The organism is Streptomyces sp. x-80, from assembly GCF_046549095.1.
In the GTDB taxonomy this organism is placed as follows: Bacteria; Actinomycetota; Actinomycetes; order Streptomycetales; family Streptomycetaceae; genus Streptomyces; species Streptomyces celluloflavus.
In genome coordinates this window covers 97568-118542 of the sequence record NZ_JAJPWM010000012.1, presented here as the reverse complement: position 1 = coordinate 118542, position 20975 = coordinate 97568, and the positions used below count along the sequence as shown (strand labels likewise).

Genomic DNA, 20975 nt, shown 5'->3' with positions numbered 1-20975 from the left:
TGCCTCGATTCCTGGGCGGGATCCGTCGTACTTCTCGTACGTTGTACGAGAATAGTGGATGGTTGGATGGACGACAGGAGAGGGGAGGGGCGCCGTGGCCCGTACAGGCTCATCCGGCCGCAGGGCCGGTGTGGATCCGGAGCTGCTCTGGTCGTCGGCCGAACGCCCGCGACGGGGGCGGCCGCCGGTGCACAGCCGCGCCGCGATCACCGCCGAGGCAGTGGCCATCGCCGACGCCGAAGGGCTCGCCGCCGTGACGATGCGCGCCATCGCGTCCCGGATCGGGGCCGGAACGATGTCCCTCTACAGCTACGTCCCCAACAAGGAGACGCTGCTGGAGCTCATGATCGACCAGGTGAGCGGCGACCACCGGCTCCCGCCCGAACCCTCCGGTGACTGGCGCGCCGACCTACGGCAACTCGCCCACGAGCAACGCGCGATCATGCGGCGCCACCCATGGCTGCCCGCGGCGCTGTCCGCACAGCAGACGCTCGGCCCCCACACGCTCGCTGTCCTGGAATACGCGCTCGCCGTACTCGAATCCGCCGGCCTGGATGTCCAGGCGCGGGCGGAGACCTTCAGCCTGCTCACCGGTTTCGTGGCCAGCCACGTCTCGTACGAACTCGCCCAGGAACAGGCGACCGGGGCCGCCGACCGCACCTCCGGCGAACTCCACGATGCGCAGGCCCGCTACCTCCAGGCCGTCGCCGCCAGCGGCAGATACCCCAAATTCGCTCAAACCCTGACGTCGACGAGCAAGGACCCCGGCCCCCAAGCCGTTTTCGACCGTCTCCTGGACCGCATGATCAACGGGCTCATGGCAGGAGTGTGACCCTCGGCCGGCAGGTCGCTGTGTGATCGGCAGGACGACCGGACCGCCGCCGGGCCGTGTCGCGGTAGATTCCGGATTTGCGCAGATGAAGGATTTCCGGCGACGGAGCCTGCCCGCCCCGAATCGGATCCCGGCGATGGCCTCGTACGGTCGATCGAGCGTGTCGGGCCGCCACCAACCAGAACCGGAACCGGAACCAGACCGGAACCGGAATCAGAACCGGAATCAGGATCGCTCCGCTACCGCCGATTTCCGTTCCGGGACTCCAACCGCCGCCAATCGCATCGGATGCGAACTCGCGAAAGTCAGCGAATCTGCCCGGGTGAAGAAGACAACCACCTTGTGAACCAAGGCAATCGCGTTGTGGACTTCTGATGGCAACACCGGGTCCCGGTCTGTTCCCACCCGGGCCCGGCTATGCGCGCCAGAGCCAGGTGACCCGCTCGTACAGCGGCTCGAAACCGGCGCGGAGCATGTTGTGGAGGGATGTGTTGTGGTCGCCGGGGCCTTCCGCTTCGGTCTCGGCGACGAGCCATCGGCAGCCCGCGGCTCGGGCAGCCCGGATGCGGGCGGTGAGCAGTGCCGACTGGGCGCCGCGGCCGCGTTCTTCCGGGAGCGTCGCTCCGCCGAACATGTTGGCGCACTCCCCGTTCATGAAGATGCTCCCGACAGCGATGATCCGGTCGCCGTCCCGGACGGCGTACTGCCGCCAGTTCGGCTTGCCCACGCAGGACGCGGCCATGTCGGTCATGGCCGATGTGGTGAACCCGAAGGTGGTCATCATGACCGTGGCCCACTCGTTCGCCTGGTGTGGCTCGGCCAGGCCGACGCGCAGTCCGGGGTCGAGCGCCGCAATGCCGTCGGCCGCGGACAGCGCGGTCTCGGTGTCGCACCCCAGCTTGACGAAACGGCTGCCCTCGGTGAGGTTCAGCTGTGCGGCGGTCGAAGCCCAGTCCGGCGGCAACAGCGGCGGTGCGATCGCGAGCGAGCCCTGGGGCACGCCCTGGTCGCGGTAGAAGCCGCACACCTGCTCCAGGACGTCCGCGGTGATCGGCGCGCCGGCGCCGAATCCGCCCGCCCGGTTGAAGAAGCAGCTCGGGTCCTCGCGGACCGCCAGCGCCAGCGCCGAGCCGGCCCGCAGCGAGCCGCTGCCCAGGGCTTCCCGCACCGACGGCGGTGCGCCGGTCACGAAGCCGGCGTACGCTCCGATCTCGGTCTGCTCAGCCAGGCCGGGCGGCACGGTAGTCGTCATCCCCGGTACCCCATCTCTCGGTCGTGTACGGAGCCCAGCGCGGTGGCGGCGAACTCGTCTGCCGCCCCCAGGTGCCCGAAGCGCCCGTTCTCGCGCAGCTCCCACAGCCGCGCGCCCGGCATTCCGGCGTGCATCGCGCAGGCGCAGCGCGGCGGGCGGCAGCAGATGAAGCCGTAGGCGCCGGCGATCACCGCCGACTCCACCGCCACTGGAGCCGCCCGCGCCGCGCGTCGGGTCGTACGGGGTGACGGCGTTGCCCGCATGCGTCTCCGTGTAGGACGAGCAGCCCAGTTCCGCCGCCGTGGTCATGCCCAGGATGCCAGCGCCGCTCGCCCGCGGCGCGGCGACCGATGCGGCGTCCTGCGGGGCGACGCGGCCGGCGAAGGCGGCCGAACCGGCGGTGAAGCGCGGCCCGGCGACGGGCCAGGTGTCCTTCACCGAAACCGGAACGCCCCAGAGGGGCGGCAACTCGTCGGTCCCCTGGCCGTCGGCCGCGACCCGGCGCTCGGCTGCCTCCGCCGCGGCCGTCGCACCCTCGGCGTCGAGCGGTGTACGTCGGGCCGGCCACCTCGCGGACCACCCTCCACACCCTGAAGGCCCAACGCCTGGCCGGCCCCCTGCCTGCGTAGGGGGCGCTTGCCGGCGCATCCACGGTTGCCGTGAGCGGCCTTGGACCGCGTACCAGCTGAGCCCTCGCAGTGCCTCGTCCCCCTCCCCGCGTTGCCGTCGGACGACCAGAAAGGCGCCGCCTGACGGGCTCTGCGGCACGGATGACTACGGCCTGGCGGGGAGGGAAGCCGTTCAGCCCTTGAACGAAGGAGGCCCCGTCACCGTGGAGAGATGGCCTTGGACGGCCGGCCGTCCCGGCTCGCGTCGTTCGTAGACGCTCACCCGGCGCCCCCGTTCGACACTGTCCGAGCGGCGCACGAAGTGTTCGTCCAGGACACGCTGCTTGGCGCGGTCGCGTGCCGAGTCGGCGAGGCGGGGCCCGGGATCGGTGACGAGCACTATGCGCCGTGCGCCCAGCATGGCCCGCTCCACGGCGCGCGGTCCGGCCTCTGTGCCCGCCAAAGTGCCTGACTTCACGGGCCCCTGGGCCAGGGCCAGATCCCGTAGACCTGTGAACGCGTGGGGTGAGACGAGGGCGGTATCGCGGCGCGCGGCGGGAATGTAGAGCACGCCGTCGGCGGAGTCGCGGACGTGGTCGACCATGGTCGCCGCGGTGAGCACATCGTCGACGCGGCTCGTCACGGAGCGCAGGCCGAGCTCGGTCGGGAGAAGCGCCACGAGGGCCAGGGCGACGGCGACCGGGAGCAGCACGCGGGCGTGTGTCCTGAGGCGCGCGGCGATCGTGGCCAGCAGGGCGCCGATGAGGAGCGCGAGACCTGCGTAGGCGAACAGCACGTAACGGGTGATGTAGAGGGGTTGGACGAGGGAGATCAAAACCAGGCCACACTGCGGCACCGCACAGAGCGGAAGCGCGACCGCCGCGAGGCTCATGCGCGCATGCGGCACACCCTTGCGCACGCTGTTCGACACGCGTGCGTGCGGCAGGCGCGCGCAGAGCGCGGCGATCGTTACGGTGATCAGCACACCGAGCACCGTCGACCAGCCGAGCGGCCGTATCCAGGCGACCTGCGAGGCTTGGCTCCGGCTGGCCAGGATCACCGGCAGGGCCCCGGCAACAGCCCCACAGGCGGCAAGAGCCCAGCCGGCAAGGCGGGTTCGGTCGAGGCGCAGGCACAGCACGGTGACGCCATGCGCGACGAGCGCGAGCAGCGAGAACCAGTTGAGCAGCGCGGCGATCAGTACGGCCCCCGCATACCAGGCCCACCGCCAGGCTTCCGGCCGCTCAAGGGCGCCTACGAGAAGCCAGGTCGCGAGCACCACGAAGGCGAGGACGAGCGCGTACGACCGCCCCTCCTGGGCGTACTCCTGGACCGCTGGAGTGACCGCCAGGGCGAACCCCGCACCCCTCCCGGCCCGGCGATGTGACAGCCGGGCGCCGAGCAGCGCGGTCAGTCCGCATGCGGCGGCGGTGGCTAGCACCGAGGGCAGCCGCAGGGTGACCAGACTGTCGCCGAAGAGGGCGAACACTCCGTGCATCACCACGTAGTACAGGCCATGGACGATGTCGACCTGACCGACCAGGTGTCCTATCTCGGCCACCGACCGATGAGCTACCTGCCAGGTCGCCGCCTCATCCCGCCACATGCTGTGGTCGCGCATGATGCCCCACAGCCCGAGAACGAGCGCCAGGACGGCCGGGCCGGTGCAGATGGATATGCATGTGGATATGCGTGTGGATATGCGAACGCGCCGCACTGGGCCTCCAATTTGCTGATGTTTTCAGGGGCGGGTCAGGTACGGTCCAGTCCGCCTGACCGAACGCCTCGGCAGCGGCACCCTGGTCCGCGCGGCCCCGCCGGACCATGGAGATGACGCCTTCGAGACCACATGGACCTGATGGCGAGATGGACCTGATTGCGAGATGGGCCTGATGCGAGAAGGGCGGGCCTGATGGGAGAAGGGCCTGCCGGAACACCTGCGGTGCCGGGCGGCCGCCAGCGCTACGCACCAGGCCCGCACCCTGCCGAGGCGTGGTTCCCGAGGCACCGGAAAATTCGGCGCAGCGCGATGGCGCGGGACCTGGAGGCAGTCGTTCTTCCGTGATCCGGATCCGGTTGCCGTCCGGCGGTCCCGGCGACAGCGGTATGCCGTTCCCCGGAACGGCGCCACTCGCTCGCCTGCCGGACAGCTGCTCGCGGCCCCCACCACCAGGTACGGAGGGCCGGGACAACGGGCGTGCCGGACATGGTGGTGAGGACGTAGTCCGGCAGCTCAGCACCGTCGGCCGGTCTCTCCTGGGGAGCCGTCGGCCGGCTCGCGGCTATCACGCCGGTAGCGATCGACGCCAACGGCGGCACGAGGAACGCCCAGGCCGCACGCGTCGCGGGACGTCGATCAGCGGCTCTGCCACGGCGTCCCGGGTGGTGCGGTCCAGCGCGCCGATCGGCTCGTCCGCCAGTGGAACGGCCGGCTGATTGATCAACGCTTCGGCCGCAGCGGTGCGTTCCCACTCACCACTCGAAAGCTGACCGGCCGGAATCTGGCCGTAAGCCACCCGGAGGCCGCGGAGGAGGGATTCCGTGCGCTCGTAGGCTTGCGCGGCCGGCGCCCCTGACAGCGGGGCTGCAAGTACCACGTTTTCCACCGGAATCAGCCCCGGCAGAAGCTCGCCGAGCTGGCAGACGACACCGCTGTAGCGGTTCCGACGCCGTTCCAGAGCGTGCCGCCGCATCCGAACGGCATCCCGCCCCGCGCCCGCCCTTGCGATGGCCGAATCAGCCCTGGCACGCGACCGATACTGACTTCGGCGCTTCAAGGTGATGGTGGTGGGTCGATGGCGAGTCCGGTCCCGGCGACGAAGCCGTCGAGGGCGTCGGGGCGGTATTGCAGCCGTTTGCGTCTGTTGCGCACGAATGTGGCGAGGCGGTCGAGGGCAACGTTGGTGAGGGTCGCGAGGCTGTGTTTCACGTGGGCCCATAGATACTCGACTGCGTTCAACTCTCTGGTGCATACGCGGGAAGGATGAACACGGTAATCCAGTCGCGCGTATCGATCAGGTTACGCATGGCGTGGGAGACGTGGGTGTTCAGCCGGTCCCGGACGAGCACGATCGGTGCCCGGACCAGATGGCGGATCCCGTCGATCAGCTCGATGCAGTCGTGCTCGGACAGGCTGCGGCGCGGCGCTCGCCCTTGCGCCCTGTGCGCAGCTGTAGGCGGTGACACAGTCGGGTCCGTGGGTCAGGACGCATCGCGATCAGCCCAGCGGCGGAGACCCTCCCGGAGCGGCGACCGTTCGCCTTCACGACCGGGGTCGTGCCGCGTCGTCCCCGGGTGCGTCCGGCCGGCGGCCTGTGGGTGAATCCGGCCTCGTCCTCGAAACAGATCCATCCCTGGCAGGCCGCCCGGGTGGTTCTACCTGTGCCCAGGTCGCCTCCCTCCAGGAAGCCACGGCCTGCTCGTCGCGTTCCGCAGCCCTTCGGGCGGGAACCTGCGGGGTGAAGCCGAGACGGCGCATCAACCGGGTGGCTCCCGAGACGCTGTAGGCGGCGTCCGTCCACGACGCGTTCGATCACGGCGGAGGCGAGCGGGGCCGAGCCACCACGGTCCCGGCGGCGACCCCGGCCAGGCGCATGGAGGTGCAGAACGCAAGGGGGTAGGCGCCCACCGCCGGCGCACCGGAGCCGATCCGCCTGGAACGGTGCGGTGGACCTTGCGCGCATCCGCCGTCCCCTCGTGGCGCACCGACGGTCGCCGCGCTCCGGACTCCCAGGCACGGTGCGCGTCCGCAGCCGTACACACCGTGGAGTCACGCGGCCTGACGGGCGATAGCCTGGAGCGCCCGGGGGAGCGGGCCGGTCGACCCAGGGGGAACGAAGAGTGGCGGAAGACAGACAGGCTCCGGTCCTGGTCGGTCGGCAGCGGGAGACGGAGGTGCTCACCGCGGCCCTGGTCCAGGCGGAGGACGGCGCGAGCGGTTCCACGGTGCTGCTGCGCGGCGAAGCCGGCGTGGGCAAGAGCACGCTGCTGGCCTGGGCGGAGCGCGCGGCGCGCGAGCGCGGATTCACCATCCTGCGAGCGGTTGGCGCCGAGGCGGAGACGGACCTCGCGTTCGGGGCGCTCCACCAAGCCTTCTGGTCGCTGCTCCAGCGTTCGGGCGCCCTCTCGGACCACCAGCGGCACGCCTTGGAGAGCGCGCTCGGTATCCGGCCCGGGACCCCGAGCGGGTTCGCCGTCGGCGCCGCCGCGCTGGCGCTGCTGGACGAGGCGGTGCGGGCCGCCCCCGTGCTGCTCCTCCTGGACGACCTGCACTGGATCGACTCGTCGAGCGCGACCGTCTTCGCCTTCCTCCAGCGACGCTGCGCCGATCTGCCGCTGGTGATCGTCGGTGCCAGCCGCCCGGATGGTCCGACCGCCCAGACCTGGTGGGCGGAAGCCGTCGACGTACGGGCGTTGCCTCGGGCGGAGGCGGCCCGGCTGCTGGCCGCCTGTCACCCCGAACTGGCGGCGACCACCCGGGACCGGGTCCTGGCGGAGGCGGCCGGCAACCCCCTGGCGATGATGGAGTTACCGAGGCAGCTGGCGGCCGACCAGCAGCGAGGCGTCGCTCCGCTGCCGGAGCTGTTACCACTGGGGCGGAAGCTGGAGCGGATGTTCGCCGACCGGCTGGCCGCGATGACACCGGAGGTCGGCCGCCTCCTCCTGCTGGGCGCCCTGGCCACCGGCCGGGAGTTCAGCAGCGGGCCGTGGCTGCGCGCCGTCGCGGACGAGGACGTACGGGAGACCCTGGAGCGGATCGAGGCGGACGGCCTGGCCCGGCTCGATGCGGCCGGACAACTGGTGTTCCGTCACCCCCTGGTCCGTACCGCAGTGGTGTGGGCAGCCTCCGACACCGCGCGGCGCGAGGCCCACCGGACCCTGGCAGAAGCCCTCGCACCGGACGACCCCCGACGGCTGGTCCATGAGGCGTCGGCCGCGCTGCCACCGGACGAGGACCTCGCCCACCGCCTCCAACAGGCCGGCCGCGACCTCGCCCGCCGCGGCGGCGACGCGGAGGGCGCGCTCCTGCTGGAGCGCGCCGCAGTCCTCAGCCCCAGCTCCTGCGATCGCGCCCGTCGGCTCACCTGGGCCGCGGTGATGGCGGCCCGCGGCGGGCACCTGCGCCACGCCGCCGCTCTCGTCGACGAACTGAAGGCCAGCACGGTTCCGCAGGACGTCGCACCGCTCTTCGCCTACGCGGTGGTCTACGTCGATCAGAGCCACCGGATCGACTTCGAGTCCTCCGCCGCGTTGCTGCCCGCCGCCCTCGACGCGCTGACGGCGCCGGGCGCCGACGCCTTCGGCGGGCTGGTGGAGCAGGTCTACTTCAAGCTGCTGCTGGCCGCCACCTACACAGACGATCCCTGCGCGTGGCGGGCTCTGGAACGGCACCGGGAGCACGTGTCCGAGGCGGGCCGGCTCTGCCTGCGGGCCTGGACCGCCCCGGACCCGGACATGGCGACCGCGTTACGGGCGGTGGCCGATGGCATGACGCAGGAGCAGGAGGCCGGCGCGGCCTGGCTCCTGTTGTGGACCGCCTCGGCGCTCGACTGCCCCGAGGGCGACCTGTGGCAGCGCCTCACCGGGCTGCACGGCTACGCCACCCAGGGCTCGGTGGCGAAGGCCAAGTGCTACCAGGACTTCCTGCTCGGCCACTGGGACCAGGCGGGCGTCAGCCTGCGCGAGGCAGAGATCGCGGACCAACTCGGCTACCACTGCAACGCCCTGATGTTCCGTCAGTACTACGCCCACTTCTTGGCCGGGCAGGGCGACGAGGACGCACTGCGGGAGGTCGAACAGGCCATCAGGCCGACCGCCACCCGCGCCCGGATGCGGTACGTGCTCGACCGCCTGACCCACCTGCGCGGGCTGGCCGCGCTCGCCCACGGTCGCTATGAGGAGTCCTACGCGCAATTCTGCGAGCTCACCCCGCCCGGACGACTGCCCAGCGGTCCGCCCTGGCACCACGGGCTGGTCTTCGACCTGGTGACGGCCGCCGTGCACACCGGCCGTCCTGAGGAGGCACGGCTACACGTCGAGGCGGGGCGGACGGCACGCTCCGCGGAGATCTCCGGCCGGCACGCCTTCCTCCTCGCGGCCGCCACCGCCGTGGCCGCCGAGGACGACGAGGCCGAGGCCGCCTACCGCGCCGCGTATGCCGTACCGGGCGCCGAGCAGTGGGCGTTCGACCTCGCCCGGCTGCGGCTCGCCCATGGCTCGTGGCTGCGCCGGCGCCACCGGCCCGGGGCCCGGAAGGTGCTGCGCGTGGCGCACCACGTGTTCCACCGCCTCAAGGCGGGCCCCTGGGCGCGGCGGTGCGAGGAGGAAATGCGGGCCGCGGGTGAACCGGTGACGCCGTCGCACGGCGGGCCGGTGCCGGAGCCGGCCATGCTGACCGGCCAGGAGCTGCGCATCGCCCGCCTGGCCGCGACCGGCCTGAGCAACAAGGAGATCGGCCAGCGGCTCCGGCTGTCGCCCCGCACCGTTGCGGCGCACCTCTACAAGGTCTTCCCGAAGCTCGGCATCACCTCGCGGGCCGCGCTCGCCCATGCCCTCGGCACCCGCGGACCTGTCGGCGTGCCCGCCGGGCCCGTGACGCCGCCACGGGACGGCAGTCAGATGACCTAACCCGCCGCCGCGCCCCTGGGCCACGCTGACTGCGCAGGACTTCGGTGGAAGGGCGGTCAGGTTGGACTCGCAGGTGAAGACCGAGTTGGTCGCGGACCAGGAGAAGGCGGTGTTCTGGGGCGAGGCGATATCGCGGACGCTGGTGCCGGTGGAGGTGGTCCCGCTCGCCGGGCAGTCGTTCGACGGGCTCCTGGTGTCGCACCGGCTCGGGTACGTGCGGATCTCGACGCTGGAGGCGGACGCCGCCCGGGTGTCGCGCACGGCCGCCCTGATCGCGCAGGCCCCGCGTGCCGAGCCGCAGGTCGGAGTCGGGGTGCAGGCGTCGGGCCGGGCCGTACTGGAGCAGCACGGGCGCCGGGCGGAGGTGCCGCCGGGCGGGCTCGTGCTGTACGAAACGGCGCGGCCGTACTCCGTCGACTGTCCGGAGCGCTTTCGCACCCATCTGTTCCATCTGCCGCTTCGACTGTCGGGCGTGCCGGAGCGCGATCTGCGGCACGCGGCGGGGACGGCCGTCGGCCCCGCGGACGGATGCGGGGCGGTGCTGTCGTCCTTCCTCGGCATCCTGGCCGCGTCCGCACACTCCCTCCCCGCTCCGGTCGGCGATCGGCTGGCGGGCAGCGTGGCCGACCTCGTGAGCGCGCTCGTCGCCCAGCTGGTCGCCGGACGGGCGGCGGACGGACCGGCCGGCCCGAACGAGCACCTGGTCCGACGGGTGCGGGAGTACATCGACCACCATCTGGACGACCCGAAGCTGACGCCCGAGCGGATCGCGGGTGCCCACCACATCTCGGTGCGGTACCTGCACCGGCTGTTCGAGGGCGGGGACGTGACGGTGTGCCGGCTCATCCGGCAGCGCCGCCTGGAGGCGTGCGCCCGCGAGCTGGGCCGTAGCGGCCGTACGGCGCCGACCGTGTCGGCCGTTGCCCAGCGGTGGGGCTTCGTCGACCCGGCACACTTCAGCCGGACCTTCCGCGCTGCGTACGGCGTCCCGCCGCACGAGTGGCGCGGGCGGCGGTCCGAGGCCCCCCGCTGACGAGTCGCCGCACCGCCCGCCGGCGGCCGTGGGCCGAGCCCTCCTCGGCGGTCTTCCTTCCGGGGCTCGGCTGGTCGCCCGGCGACGCGGCCGGCCACGGCCGGCTGGTCCGGGAGTTCGCCCGGGGCACCGCCGAGGCCGGTCCGGGCGCCGTGCACGGGTGCCTCCTGTTCGACGCGTTCTGCCCCAACTCGGCGCCGTCCAGGCCGCGTTGACCCAGGCCGACACCGTGCACGTCGCCCTGCATCACCGCTCCCGGCGAGCCCCGGCTCCCGGTGAGCCCCGACCGAGATCCTGCGAGGAGTGCTGATGTGCGTCGTTCTCGACACCGCCGAGGTACCGCCCGCCGATCGGGCCGAGTACTGGCACGAGGCCGTCTCCGGTACCTTCATCCCGCTGGACGTGTCCCTGCTCGAAGCCGCGCCCGCGCCCGCGTCCCTCACCAGCCACCGCCTGGGCACCGTGCAGGTCTCCGTGGTCCGGGCCGGGCCGCAGCGGGTCGAGCGCAGCGGGCGGCTGATCGCCCGCGGCGGGGAGGACCACCTCACGCTGGCGCTCCAGCACCGCGGCACCGCGCGGCTGGTCCAGGCAGGCCGCCAGGTGGAGTTGCGGCCGGGCACCTTCGCGATCTCCGACGCCGGGCAGCCGTTCGCCAAGGAACTGGCGGAGCCCTTCGTCTTCACGGCCTTCCACTGGCCCCGGTCGGCCGTGGGCGTCTCCGAGGAGGACCTGCGGGTGCTCACCGCGACGGCCTTCGAGACCGGCAGCGGCACCGCCCGGCTGGTGGCCGCCTACTTGGAACGCCTCTCCCGGGCGGCCGACTTGCTGGAGCCGTGCCTGGCCGGCCGGCTCGCCACCACGGCCCTGGACCTGCTCGCGGTGCTCGCCCACGAACGCCGCGGCCGGCCGGTTCCGGAGGCGCCCGAGGTGGCCCTCGCGACCCTGGCGCGGGTGAAGGACCACATCCTGCGGCACCTGGGCGACCCGGACCTGACGCCGGAGCGCATCGCGGCCGTCCACCTCGTCTCGGTGCGATATCTGCACAAGCTCTTCCGTTTCGAGGGCGTGACGGTGGCCCGCTGGATCCAGCGCCAGCGGCTGGACATGTGCCGGCGGGACCTCGCCCGTTCGACGGCGGGGCGGGCGACCGTGGCCGCGGTAGCGGGCCGCTGGGGCTTCGTGAGCGCCAGTCACTTCAGCCGCGCGTTCCGGGCCGCCTACGGGGTCTCCCCGCGTGAGTGGCAGGCAAGCGAGGGGGCGGGCCGCCCGCCGGGGATGAGCGCGACCCGCCCCGGTGCCGGTCACCGGTCGGCGTGGATCTCCGCGACATAGCCGCCCGGGAACCGCATCATCGCGCTGTCCCGGCCGCTGACCGAGACCGGCCCCCACAGCACCGAGGCGCCGGCGGCCTTCGCCCGGTTCACAGTGGCGGAGAGGTCGGGCACGCCGTAGCCGGTGAGCTCCCGGCCGAACGGGTACGGCAGGTGCCCGTCCGTCACCGTGACCGTGGTGGTGCCGAAGCCGGAGGTGAGGCGCAGCAGCCGGTACGTCGTACCGGGCAGGCCGATCGCGGCGCCGTCGGCCTTCCGGTCGTCGGAGACGATGCGGCCCCGGGTGAAGGCGAGGTAGCTCCGCAGGAAGGCGCGCACCGCGTCCGGCGACAGGTAGAGCCGGTTCTCGGGCACGCTCACCAGGTCGGGGTAGGACGGCGGAGCGGTGTGCACGTAGAGCTGGGCGCTGACCCCGCCGGGGAACTGGACGACGGCGTCCCGGCCGATCGGATCGGCGAAGGGCGCCACGGTCACGGCCGCGCCGTCGGTCCGGGCGGCCCGCACCGCCTGGTCGAGGTCGGTCACCAGCCAGCCGGTGCGCTCGGTGCCGAACGGGTACGGGACGGGCGTGGTGTAGTCGAACACCGACAGCGTGCCGACGGGGGAGAGCACCAGCTCGGACAGCGTCCGGCTGGGCGTGGGCGTCACCTGGGTCGCGGTCGGCCCGATCGTGGTGCCGCCGAAGGTGGCCACCCAACTGGCCACGAACGCCTGCTCCGTGCCCGGCGTCACGTAGACGTGGGTGGAGTCGTACTGCGGGCCGACGGCGAACTGCCGGTGCGAGACCGGCGGCCTGGTCGGGGTGCTCTGGGCCACCGAGGCGGTGGGGATCGCCGTCAGTGTGACGATCGCCGCCACCAACGGGACCACCCGGCGGGCCAAGCGGTGCTTCATGAGGGACCTCCCGGTCGTCGTTCGCGCCCCGGCTTCGGCCGTGCCGGTGGTCGGGCGCGTGTCTGTAGCTGGGCGGAGGAGTCGGTCGGTGGTGGGGCGGATGCGGAGGTACTCAGGCCGCCGGCGGGGCCCAGTGGGCGTCGGGGGCCGAGACCCGGTGGGCGGTCACCGAGGTGACCAGGAGCAGCAGCGCGGCCAGCCCGAGCGCCAGGGTGAGCCGCCCGTGCAGGACCAGCGCCGCACCTGCGACGCCGCCGAGCAGCATCGCCAGCGCGGAGAGGATCCGTCGCCCCTGGCGCGGTGCAGCGGCCCCGGCCGGTGCCGAGTCGGCGGCGAGGCCGGTCAGGGTGAGGGTGAGCACGGTGGTGGTCAGGTCGGGCACGCCGAGCCGACGGGCCACGGAGTTCTGCAAGCCCATGCCCAGTCCCAGCAGGACGATCAAGGCGTAGTGGGCGCCGCCGTCCGCAGCCGCAGCGGTGGCGGCCGCCACGGCCGTCAGGAACGTCTGGACGCCGGTGGCCATGGCCAGCAGGCGCCCGCGATGGGCCGCCATGCGGTTGCCCAGCCGCCCGCCGGCGAGCGCACCGGTGAGGAAGGACGCCAGCGAGACGAGCGAAGCCGTGGCCGACAGACCCGCGGCTCCCGCCAGGGCGAACCCCAGGAAGACCACATTGCCGGTCATGTTCGCCACAAACACGTGCCCGAGACCGAGGTAGCTCACCGCGTCCACCACCCCGGTGGCCACGGTCAGCAGCAGCATCAGCGGCGGCAGCGGGCCGTGCCGGTCCGTCCGCGGCGGGACGAGCGTCCGGAGGGCGTCAGTCAGCAGGGCGCGCAACGACTGTTCCTTCCCCGGGCGTTGGCGGACGGTGCAGGACAGCCCGGCTGAGCAGCCCGCTCGACGGGCCGAGTGCGATGGCCACGATCGACAGCCACATCGGCCAGGCGGTCAGGCCGACCGCATGGTCGGCGGACCAACGGCCCGGCCCGGTGAGGGCGAGCGCTCCCGACACGACGACCAGCACGAGCGGGTACTCGTAGCCGTCGTCCTGCACCCAGAGCCCGTGCGGCAGTTTGACGGTGGCCGCCACCGTCATCACGCCCATGGCGACCGTGGCCGCCAGCGGGGTGAGCGCGCCCAGGGCCAGGAGCAGGCCCGAACCGATCTGCCCGGTGCCCGCGGCGAGGGCGGTGAGCGGCCCGCCGCGGAACCCGTCTTGCCGGAACTCCTCCGTCCCGCCGACGAGGCCGTGACCCCCGAGGCGGTAGCTCACCTTCTGCACTCCGTGCCCGGCGATGAGCAGGCCCACCACCACCCGGAGGATCAGCAGTCCGGTATCCATCGTGTCCTGTTCCCGTCCCTGGTTCCGGTCCCTGATGCGGAGTCGGCGCGCGGGCCGTGTCAGCCCGCGGCGTGTTCGCCGATGACGGCCTGCGCGTAGACGACTCCCAGGCCGTACGCGTCGGCGTGTTCCTTGACGATCTCCGTGACGGCGCCGTAGGTCTCCGTACGGGCCCAGTCACGCTGGAGCTCCAGCAGCACCTGTAGCCAGGTGACGGGTACGGCGCCGGCCTGCGTCATCCGCTGGATGGCGTGCTCGTGTGCCTTCGGGGAGACGCCGCCGGAGGCGTCGGTGACGACGTAGACCTCATAGCCCTGGTCGATCATGGACAGCACGGGCAGGACCAGGCAGACCTCGGTCCACAAGCCGGCCATGACGACCTTGCCGCGCCCGGTGGTTTTGACCGCCTCGACGAGGGCCGCGTCCTCCCAGGCGTTCATCGAGGTGCGGTCGATGGGCTTGGCATCGGGGAACACCGCCCCGAGCTGCGGCAGGAGCGGTCCGGAGAAGGACTCGGCGGCCACGGTGGTCAGGATCGTCGGCACGTCGAAGGCCCTGGCGGCCTTGGCGAGGCCGACGGTGGCGTTGATGATCGCGGTCCGGTCGCCGCTGCCGGTGCCGAAGAACATCTGCGGCTGGTGGTCCACGAACAGCATCACGGCGTTGTCCGGGGTGAGCAGGTCCGGGCTCGGAGTGGCGCTGACCTGGGTGAGGTCGACCATGACGGGTTCCTTTCGGTGCTGGGCAGGTCCTGCGCACGGTGATCCGTGGCGGAAATCGGGAGGGGCGGTCCGGTGGGCCGCGTCAGAGGAGGAAGCACGGGTCGAACGGCTGGTGGTGCTCCGTGGCCAGGCCGCGTCCGACGCGCCACTGGCGGTACAGCTCCGACTCCGCGACGACCTGCCCGAGCAACTCCGCCTGGCGGGCGCCCGCGCCGACGGCCCCCGTACGGGCACGGCGGCCGTTGTGGTAGCCGCCGAAGTGGCCGACCGGGCTCCATCCGGGGCTGACCGCCGGCAACTCCTCGTCCATTCCCTCGTACTCGGCCGCCGCGTGGACGATCCGGCCGCCGACGAGCGTCAGCAGGGACTCGATGTGCGGGATGTCCGGCTCGGGCACGGTGAAGTAGTCGTCGGACAGAACGGCCAGGTCGCCGTAACACCCCGGTCGCAGCACGCCCTTGACGTCCTGCTCGCCGGTCAGCGCCGCGCCCGCAGTGGTGTACATCGCGAGCGCGGTCTCCCGGTCCACCCGGTTCTGCGGCGGCCGCACCGTCAGGCCGCCGACCGTACGGCCGGAGACCAGCCAGTGCAGGGCGACCCAGGGGTTGTAGGAGGACACCCGGGTGGCGTCCGTGCCGGCGGCCACGGTCAGCCCGCGCTCCAACATCGCGCGGATCGGCGGGGCTTCCGCGGCGGCCCCGAGGCCGTACCGGCAGGTGAACAGCTCACCCTGGAAAGACAGCCGGTTCTGCACGGAGAGCGAGCCGCCGAGCGCCGCGATGCGGTCGAGACTGTCCCGCGAGACGGTCTCCGCGTGGTCGAAGAGCCACCGGCTGCCGCCGGGGAAGAGTCCCTCGGCGGCGAGCTTCTCGAACACCGCCAGGTCGCGGCGGATCGTCTCGTCGTAGGTCGCGTGCAGCCGGAAGCCCCAGCCGTGTTCCATGAGCAGCCGGACGGCCTTCTCGAACTCGCCCTCGTACGGGGTGAGTTCGGGCCTCGGCTCGGCGAAGTTCTCGAAGTCGGCGGCAGCCCAGGTCAGGTTCTCGCCGGCGCCGTTCAGCCGCAGCCACGCGTCGCCTTCCCCGGGGCGGACCGTTTCGACCCAGCGGGTGAGGTCGTCGAGTTCCTGGCCCGGGGTCTGCGGGAACAGGTGGTAGGCGATGCGCAGCGAGAGTTGACCGTCCCGGGCGAGCTCGGTCACCGTGCCGTAGTTCTCGGGAAAGTTCTGGAATCCGCCGGCGGCGTCGATCGCGGAGGTCAGCCCGAAGCGATTGAGCTCGCGCAGGAAGTGCCGGGTGGACGTCTTGCGGTCCTCGCCCTCCAGTGCCGGGGCCTTGGCGAGCGTGGAATAGAGGATCAGGGCGCTCGGGGCGGCCAGCAGCATGCCGTTGGGCTCACCGTTCCGGCCCCGGACGATCTGGCCGCCAGTCGGATCGGGAGTACTCCTGGTGCAGCCGACGGCCTTCAGCGCGGCGCGGTTGAGGATCGCCGACTGGTAGAGATGGAGAACGAACACCGGGGTGTCCGGCGCAGCCTCGTTCAGTTCGGCGGGCGTCGGGAGTCGCCGCTCGGCGAACTGCTCGGACGACCAGCCGCCGACGACGCGCACCCACTGCCCCTCGGGGGTGCGGGCGGCCTGGTCCCGCAGCATCGCCAGGGCTTGGCGCAGCGAGGTCACGCCGTCCCAGCGCAGTTCCAGGACGTAGTTGAGACCGCCCCGGATCACGTGCAGGTGCGAGTCGTTGAGACCGGGCACCACACGCCGGCCGAGCGCGTCGACCACGGTGGTGGACGGTCCGACGACCGGGGCGACGTCCGCGTCGTCCCCCACGGCCGTGATCAGGCCGTCGCGGACGGCGAGCGCGCCGGCCTGCGGGCGGCGGACGTCTCCGGTGAAGATCTTCGCGTTGCGGACGACGACGTCAGCGGCGTTCTCGACGGCGCGGGGAACCAGCCCGCTGACCGGCATTGCAGGCACCTCGACAGCCTCCTGTGACAGGGATCGGGTCGCGCGCGGTGGAACGGCGACCAGGACGGTCGAGTAGGCCGGCTACAGGGCGGCCCGCTCGAACACATGGCAGACGTTAGATCCGCCGCCGGTGCCGGACTTGGCTCACAGCGCACCGCTTCCGGTCCGACAGCGCACCCGTCGGCAGACCGCCTCCGGACGGCATGAAGCCCCGGTCCCCCCCGCATCCGGCAGGATCGGGGAGGACCGGGGCTTCGGTCCGGGACGCACGCGCCGCCGCTTCGCTCACGCGGTCACTTCGCGGGGAAAGCCGGCAGCGCCGGGTTCACCTCCCCGGCGCGGGGCCGCAGCCGGTCGTCGGCACGCCCTCGATCCCGACGTACTCGGTGGAGGCCGGCGCCCGGCACGGCACAGTTCTGACGAACGGGCGGATCGCCGCCGCGATCCGGGTGGCCAGCACCCTCAACGCCTTGTGCGGATGTCACCGGCCGGCGCCGTCCTGCGCCCCGCGCCCGGAGCTCGTCGCGGAGCCCGCCTGCTCGCGCGCGGCCCGCAGGATCGCGCGACGGATGGGTTCGTAGCCGGTGCACCGGCAGATGTTGGAGCCGACCAGGGCGTCGACGCGTTCCGGGTCGTCGCCGAGGGCGGGATCGGTCGCCAGCGCCCCGGCGGCCACCATGAGGAACCCAGGGGTGCAGAAGCCGCACTGCAGGGCGTGTTCGGCGGAGAACGCGCGCTGGAGCGGATGCGGCTCGCCGTCCGGCCCGGCAAGCCCTTCCACGGTGCACACCGAGCTGCCGTCGCACTGCACGGCGAACATGAGGCAGGAGCGGACCGCGGCGCCGTCCACCAGTACCGTGCACGCCCCGCACACGCCGTGCTCGCAGCCCAGGTGGGTACCGGTCAGCCGGCAGTCCTCCCGCAGTACGTCGGCGAGGACACGGCGAGGCTCGACGTCGAGCCGGTACACCGTGCCGTTGACGGTGAGAGTGATCCTCATGCGTGTCCTCCCTCGGGTCCGGCGACGCGTGACCGCTGGTCCCGGGCCGCCTGACGCAGCGTCCTGGCGACCAGGACCGCGACGGCCTGGCGCTTGTACTCGACATCGGCGTACGGCTCCGCCACGGGTGCGGCGTCCTGTGCCGCGGAGATCCGGCCCGCCCGGACGAACGGATGACGGTCGGGCAGCCGATATCCGTCCACGGGCGTTCGGGCCTCGACGCCGAGCAGCGACTGCTCGGCCGCGCGCGCCCGCACCGGCCGGTCGGCGCAGTTGGCCAGGCCGATGCGCGCTTCGGCGATCACCCCGTCGCGTACGGTCAGCGTGGCGGCGACGGCCACCTGGGCGAAGCAGAAGTGCGTGCGCCGATGTTCAAGGAAGCCGACCCCGGTGTCGTAGCCGAGCAACGGGAAGCGCACCGCGGTGAGGAGTTCATCCGCTCGGCGTGCGGTCCGGTGCGGGCCGTGGAAGTAGTCGCGAGCCGCGACCGTGCGCCCGCCCTCCAGGGAGCGCAGCTCGATGCCGGCGTCCAGAGCGGTGCCGACGGCACACCACTCCGAGGCGGGGTGCGCCCAGGCGAAGCTGCCTGCCATCGTGCCCCGCGAACGGATGGGCGGATGGGCGATGTTGACCACGGCGCGTGCGAACAGCGCGCCGAGCGGGCCCGGCACGGACTGTGCCGACTCGAAGACGCCGTGGCGGACCAGGGCGCCCACCCGCAGTGTGGTGCCGTCCGTCCCCATCCGGTCGAGCTCGGCAATGCGGTTGATGTCGACCACCAGCCCGGGGCGCACGCGGTGCAGGCGCATATCGAGGATCAGGCTCTGCCCGCCGGCGAGCACCTGGGCCTTCCCACGGGCGGCACCGAGCACCGCGACGGCCTCGGGCACCGTGGTCGGCACGACATAGTCGAAGGCAGCCGGCTTCACCGGACCTCCTCCCGTTTCGGGGCACGGGCAGCCCGCCAGACCACATCCGGGGTGAGCGGCATCTGCAACAGGTCCGGATCGGCGATCTGCAAGGCGTCGGCCACGGCGTTGACGATCGCGGCCGGAGTGCCGATGCACCCCGACTCGCCCGCGCCCTTCGCGCCCAGCGGTGTGCTCGGGCTCGGTGTGCACATGTCCCTGATCTCGATGGGCGGCACCTCGGTGAACGTGGGCAGCAGATAGTCCAGCAGACCCGAGGCCACCATCGGTACACCGTCGTCGTAGGGGATTCCCTCGTACAACGCCTGGCCGATGCCCTGCACCGCCGACCCGAGAGCCTGCCCGCGCACGATCGTGGGATTGAGCACCACTCCGCAGTCGTCCACGGCCACCACGCGCAACAGGCGCACGGTGCCCAACTCCGGATCGACCTCGGCCACCGCCGCGTGGGCACCGAACGGAAAGGCCATGCCCGCCTCGAACCGGTCGTCCACCCGAAGTGGCCCGGTGGCCTTCACCAGTTCGGCCAGGCCCATGGTCACCGAGCCTCCCTTGGCAGCGTGCACGGCGCCATCGGACCACCTCACCTCGTCGACCGACACATCCCACAGCCTCGCGGCCCGCTCCCGCGCCTCGTCGATGAGCAGCCGCGAGGCGTGCTGCAGCATCGCGCCGGCCACCTGGGCGGAACGGCTGGCAAAGGAGCCCACGCCCTCGGGTTGCCGGTCGGTGTCTCCTTCGACCAGCCGGACCCGCCCCTCGTCCACTCCCAGCGTTCCGGCGACCAGCGCGGAGAAGACGGTCTCATGTCCCTGACCACTGGGGGCCGCGCCGCACCGGGCGGTGACCGTGCCGTCCGCCCCGACCTCGATGCCGCCGAACTCGTGGAGTCCGCCCGGCTCGCCGCCGGAGCGTTCCACGTAGCAGGACAGGCCGATGCCCAGCGGCAGGGCGTCCGGGTCCGTCCGACGCCGGGCCTGCTCCGCCCGCCACGTGCCGTAGTCCAGGGTCTCCAGCGCCAGATCGAGCGCGGCGGCGTAGTTCCCGCTGTCGTAGCACCGACCGGTGGGCGTCCGGTACGGGAAGCTGTCGGGCGGGACGAAATTGCGCCGGCGCAGCTCCGCCGGATCCATGCCCAGTCGACGGGCCAGCACGTCCATCGCTCGCTCCAACGCGATCGTCGCCTCAGGACGCCCGGCGCCGCGATAGGGATACGTCACCATCGTGTTGGTCAGCACCGAGCGAACGGTCGCATGCACCTTGGGAGTGGCGTACGGGCCCGTCGCCATCCAGGCGGTCTGCATCGGCAGCCCCACCCCGAGGTGGGGATAGGCACCCACATCGGCGTCGATCTTCAACTCGTATCCGAGCAAACGCCCGTCGGCGTCGGCGGCCAGCCGGACCCGCTGGTCCTGCCCCCGACCCCGGGTCGCGACCAGCATGGACTCCAGCCGGTCCTCGATCCACCGCACGGCCCGGCCCAGCTTCACCGCGAGGCAGGCGACCACGACGAACTCGGGGAACGCCGCGCTCTTCGATCCGAACGCCCCACCGGTGTCCGGAACCACCACGCGCACCCGGTCGACCGGCCACCCGAGCAGTGACGCCAGTTCACGCCGCAGCCGATGAGGCATCTGATGCCCCGACCACACCGTCAGCCGGTCTCCCTCGGGCACGGCGAGGATCGTCCGGCACTCCATCGGTGTGGGCATGAGCAGTTGCTGGCGGTAGCGGCCCTCCACCACCACCGCAGCCTCCTGCCAGACCGATTCCTCGATCGGCTGCCCGGCCTCCCCCTGAAAGGCGATGTTGCTCAGACCGTCGAACAGCCGGACCGAGTCCGCCGCCGCGGCGAACGGCGTCACCACCGCGGGCAGCGGATCGATCCGGAAGGACACCTCGGCCGCCCCGTCCTCGGCCCGGTAGCGGTCCTCGCCCAGCACCACCGCCACGGCCTCGCCCGCGTACCGCACCCGGTCCTTCGCCAGGGCCGGCCACTCGCGGCCGGCCACGGCTTCCTCCGTGGACAACCTGGCGAGCAAGGTGTAGGGCACCGGAGGAAGCCCCATCCGGCCGGATGCCGCCGGGCCACACGAGGGCGGCTCCGACAGGTCCGCGGCGGACCAAGCTCCCACGACCCCCGGCACGTTACGAGCGGCGGCGCAATCCACCGCACGCACCGTGCCATGGCCCACCTCGCTTCGTACGAACACCGCGTCCAGACAGCCCGGCACCTCGATGTCGGCGACGTAGCGGCCTCGGCCGGTCAGCAGCCGTTCATCCTCACGTCTGGTCCATTGCTCCACGACTGCACCTCTACGACTCGTGCTGCGCGCGGGAAAAATGATCGTCCGTCAGCCGTGCGTGAGCGCGAACGCCCCTGCCGGCACGGATGTCTGGGCGCGCTGGGGAAAACGACAGTACGGCCCGTCCGG

General features: G+C 72.4%; 19 protein-coding genes and 1 pseudogene. 4 read left to right on the top strand and 16 right to left on the bottom strand.

The window, feature by feature from the left end; all coding sequences use genetic code 11:
* The first annotated feature begins 130 nt into the window (after nucleotides 1-130).
* Entirely contained in the window at nucleotides 131-832 is a 702-nt protein-coding gene (locus ACLJWH_RS24475) for a TetR/AcrR family transcriptional regulator (RefSeq protein WP_411144010.1), read from the top strand.
* Between the two features lie 415 nt (nucleotides 833-1247).
* Here ACLJWH_RS24475 and ACLJWH_RS24470 read toward each other — a convergent pair whose 3' ends face one another.
* The 8 genes and pseudogenes from ACLJWH_RS24470 to ACLJWH_RS24435 form a co-directional block, all read right to left on the bottom strand.
* Nucleotides 1248-2084 (bottom strand): GNAT family N-acetyltransferase, encoded by an 837-nt coding sequence (locus ACLJWH_RS24470; protein WP_411144009.1) that lies wholly within the window; start codon nucleotides 2082-2084, stop codon nucleotides 1248-1250.
* A complete protein-coding gene (locus tag ACLJWH_RS24465; RefSeq protein ID WP_411144025.1) occupies nucleotides 2081-2347 on the bottom strand; it encodes a hypothetical protein in 267 nt (88 codons plus the stop codon). Before ACLJWH_RS24465 ends, ACLJWH_RS24470 begins: the two co-directional genes overlap by 4 nt.
* Nucleotides 2346-2732: pseudogene (locus ACLJWH_RS24460) on the bottom strand (amidase family protein); the annotation flags it as partial. The gene ACLJWH_RS24465 and the pseudogene ACLJWH_RS24460, both read right to left, overlap by 2 nt.
* Nucleotides 2733-2885: 153 nt before the next feature.
* Nucleotides 2886-4313, bottom strand: a complete 1428-nt coding sequence (locus ACLJWH_RS24455; RefSeq protein WP_411143880.1) for a glycosyltransferase family 39 protein — start codon at nucleotides 4311-4313, stop codon at nucleotides 2886-2888.
* A 664-nt stretch (nucleotides 4314-4977) separates the two neighbouring features.
* Nucleotides 4978-5385 carry an ATP-binding cassette domain-containing protein gene (locus ACLJWH_RS24450; protein WP_411143879.1) on the bottom strand — a complete coding sequence of 136 codons (408 nt, stop codon included), beginning with the start codon at nucleotides 5383-5385 and terminating at the stop codon, nucleotides 4978-4980.
* 80 nt (nucleotides 5386-5465) lie between these two features.
* Entirely contained in the window at nucleotides 5466-5621 is a 156-nt protein-coding gene (locus tag ACLJWH_RS24445) for a hypothetical protein (RefSeq protein ID WP_411143878.1), read from the bottom strand.
* A 26-nt stretch (nucleotides 5622-5647) separates the two neighbouring features.
* Nucleotides 5648-5878: a transposase gene (locus tag ACLJWH_RS24440; protein ID WP_411143877.1), complete on the bottom strand. Its 231-nt coding sequence runs from the start codon at nucleotides 5876-5878 to the stop codon at nucleotides 5648-5650.
* A 76-nt stretch (nucleotides 5879-5954) separates the two neighbouring features.
* Nucleotides 5955-6170, bottom strand: coding sequence for a helix-turn-helix domain-containing protein (locus ACLJWH_RS24435; protein WP_411143876.1), 216 nt, complete (start codon nucleotides 6168-6170; stop codon nucleotides 5955-5957).
* Nucleotides 6171-6532: 362 nt separating this feature from the next.
* On the opposite strand from ACLJWH_RS24435, the gene ACLJWH_RS24430 reads away from it, so the two are divergent.
* The 3 genes from ACLJWH_RS24430 to ACLJWH_RS24420 all read left to right on the top strand — a co-directional run bounded on the left by ACLJWH_RS24430 (nucleotide 6533) and on the right by ACLJWH_RS24420 (nucleotide 11684).
* Nucleotides 6533-9319 carry a BREX system ATP-binding domain-containing protein gene (locus ACLJWH_RS24430; RefSeq protein WP_411143875.1) on the top strand — a complete coding sequence of 929 codons (2787 nt, stop codon included), beginning with the start codon at nucleotides 6533-6535 and terminating at the stop codon, nucleotides 9317-9319.
* A 61-nt stretch (nucleotides 9320-9380) separates the two neighbouring features.
* Nucleotides 9381-10352, top strand: a complete 972-nt coding sequence (locus tag ACLJWH_RS24425; RefSeq protein ID WP_411143874.1) for a helix-turn-helix domain-containing protein — start codon at nucleotides 9381-9383, stop codon at nucleotides 10350-10352.
* Between the two features lie 309 nt (nucleotides 10353-10661).
* On the top strand, nucleotides 10662-11684 hold the full coding sequence (locus ACLJWH_RS24420) for a helix-turn-helix domain-containing protein (RefSeq protein WP_411143873.1): 1023 nt from the start codon (nucleotides 10662-10664) through the stop codon (nucleotides 11682-11684).
* Here ACLJWH_RS24420 and ACLJWH_RS24415 read toward each other — a convergent pair.
* The 8 genes from ACLJWH_RS24415 to ACLJWH_RS24380 all read right to left on the bottom strand — a co-directional run bounded on the left by ACLJWH_RS24415 (nucleotide 11654) and on the right by ACLJWH_RS24380 (nucleotide 20846).
* On the bottom strand, nucleotides 11654-12577 hold the full coding sequence (locus tag ACLJWH_RS24415) for a VOC family protein (RefSeq protein WP_411143872.1): 924 nt from the start codon (nucleotides 12575-12577) through the stop codon (nucleotides 11654-11656). The genes ACLJWH_RS24420 and ACLJWH_RS24415 overlap by 31 nt on opposite strands.
* 112 nt (nucleotides 12578-12689) lie before the next feature.
* Entirely contained in the window at nucleotides 12690-13415 is a 726-nt protein-coding gene (locus ACLJWH_RS24410; protein ID WP_411143871.1) for a YoaK family protein, read from the bottom strand.
* Nucleotides 13396-13920, bottom strand: coding sequence for a DoxX family protein (locus tag ACLJWH_RS24405; protein WP_411143870.1), 525 nt, complete (start codon nucleotides 13918-13920; stop codon nucleotides 13396-13398). The genes ACLJWH_RS24410 and ACLJWH_RS24405 overlap by 20 nt, the downstream gene beginning before the upstream one ends.
* Before the next feature lie 59 nt (nucleotides 13921-13979).
* Entirely contained in the window at nucleotides 13980-14642 is a 663-nt protein-coding gene (locus ACLJWH_RS24400; RefSeq protein WP_411143869.1) for a hydrolase, read from the bottom strand.
* An 82-nt stretch (nucleotides 14643-14724) separates the two neighbouring features.
* On the bottom strand, nucleotides 14725-16611 hold the full coding sequence (locus tag ACLJWH_RS24395; RefSeq protein ID WP_411144008.1) for an amidohydrolase: 1887 nt from the start codon (nucleotides 16609-16611) through the stop codon (nucleotides 14725-14727).
* 481 nt (nucleotides 16612-17092) lie between these two features.
* Nucleotides 17093-17611 carry a (2Fe-2S)-binding protein gene (locus ACLJWH_RS24390; RefSeq protein WP_411143868.1) on the bottom strand — a complete coding sequence of 173 codons (519 nt, stop codon included), beginning with the start codon at nucleotides 17609-17611 and terminating at the stop codon, nucleotides 17093-17095.
* Complete coding sequence (locus ACLJWH_RS24385) at nucleotides 17608-18540, bottom strand: FAD binding domain-containing protein (RefSeq protein ID WP_411143867.1); 933 nt, start codon at nucleotides 18538-18540, stop codon at nucleotides 17608-17610. The genes ACLJWH_RS24390 and ACLJWH_RS24385 overlap by 4 nt, the downstream gene beginning before the upstream one ends.
* Entirely contained in the window at nucleotides 18537-20846 is a 2310-nt protein-coding gene (locus ACLJWH_RS24380; protein ID WP_411143866.1) for a xanthine dehydrogenase family protein molybdopterin-binding subunit, read from the bottom strand. The genes ACLJWH_RS24385 and ACLJWH_RS24380 overlap by 4 nt, the downstream gene beginning before the upstream one ends.
* Nucleotides 20847-20975 lie beyond the last annotated feature (129 nt).